The sequence below is a fragment of the Arthrobacter sp. P1_A5 genome (assembly GCF_056406825.1).
The window spans coordinates 1-1,267 of the sequence record NZ_JBFTZL010000351.1; the positions used below are offsets into that span (position 1 = coordinate 1).

Genomic DNA, 1,267 nt, shown 5'->3' on the forward strand with positions numbered 1-1,267 from the left:
TTCCAGGACGGCAAGCTGCTGTTCCTGCGCAACTGGCCCTACCTCTACAACCTGGCCACCACCGAAGGCTCCTCCAAGGTCGCGGACAAGCTCGGCATGACCGCCCTCCCCGGCACAGATGGTCCCGGCGCGTCCTCGCTGGGCGGCCACAACGTCGGAGTAAGCGTCTATTCCAAGAACAAGGCCACCGCCGCTGACTTCCTGAAGTTCATCACCTCCGAGGAATCCCAGAGGTTCTTCGCCACTCAAGGCTCCCTCGCCCCCGTACTCACCAAGCTGTACGAGGACAAGGAACTTGTGGCCAAGCTGCCGTACCTGCCGGTCCTGAAGACGTCCATTGAGAACGCCGTTCCCCGTCCCGTGACCCCGTTCTACCCGGCGGTGACCAAGGCCATCCAGGAGAACGCCTACTCAGCCATCAAGGGCGAGAAGCCCGTGGACACTGCCCTGTCTGACATGCAGAAGTCCATCGAGTCCGCTAGCGCGGGACAGTAGGTTCATTATGGCAACCGAACTAGGTCCGGCGCCGGTCAAGGCACCGGCGTCGGGCGGTACGCCCGTCCATCACGGCCCCAAGGGCGTAGGTGAGGACAACAAGATCCTCAGCCAGGGCAAGTGGGCTTCCTGGCTCCTGGCCCCGACCATCCTCGCATTGTCGGTAGTGATCGTGTACCCGATCATCACTGCCATTGTGATGTCATTCCAAAAAGATGCCGGTCTGGACCCCGCTACGGGTCTCTTCGTCGAGGGTGGCCCGGCCGGCTTCTCGAACTACTACAACTGGATTTTCCAGCAGTGCCCGGCTCCGAGCGGCGGAACCGTGGACTGCCCGCCGGGAACCCTGGGCGCGCAGTTCTGGTCCGCCACCGGCACCACCTTCTTCTTCACCATCGTGACGGTGGCACTGGAAACGGTGCTCGGCTTCTGGATGGCCGTCATCATGGCACGGGCCTTCCGGGGCCGCAGCCTGGTCCGCGCGGCTGTCCTGGTGCCGTGGGCCATCCCCACCGCAGTGACGGCAAAGTTGTGGCTGTTCATCTTCGCCTTCGAGGGCATCGGCAACAAACTCTTCAACACGTCCATCCTGTGGACCGGCAGCGAATGGCCGGCAAGGTGGGCAGTGATCATCGCGGACGTCTGGAAAACCACGCCGTTCATGGCGCTGCTGATTCTTGCCGGCCTGCAGATGATTCCCGCGGAAGTGTACGAGGCGGCCAAGGTCGACGGCGCCTCAGCCTGGCAGCGGTTCCGGATGATCACCCTGCCG

At 63.2% G+C, this 1,267-nt stretch carries 2 protein-coding genes; both read left to right on the top strand.

What is annotated here, in order from left to right; all coding sequences use genetic code 11:
- The coding region (locus tag AC1D1S_RS21205) for an extracellular solute-binding protein (RefSeq protein WP_476995453.1) at window positions 1-495 on the top strand (495 nt) is incomplete at its 5' end.
- A 7-nt stretch (window positions 496-502) separates the two neighbouring features.
- On the top strand, window positions 503-1,267 hold a 765-nt coding region (locus AC1D1S_RS21210), incomplete at its 3' end, for a carbohydrate ABC transporter permease (RefSeq protein WP_476995454.1).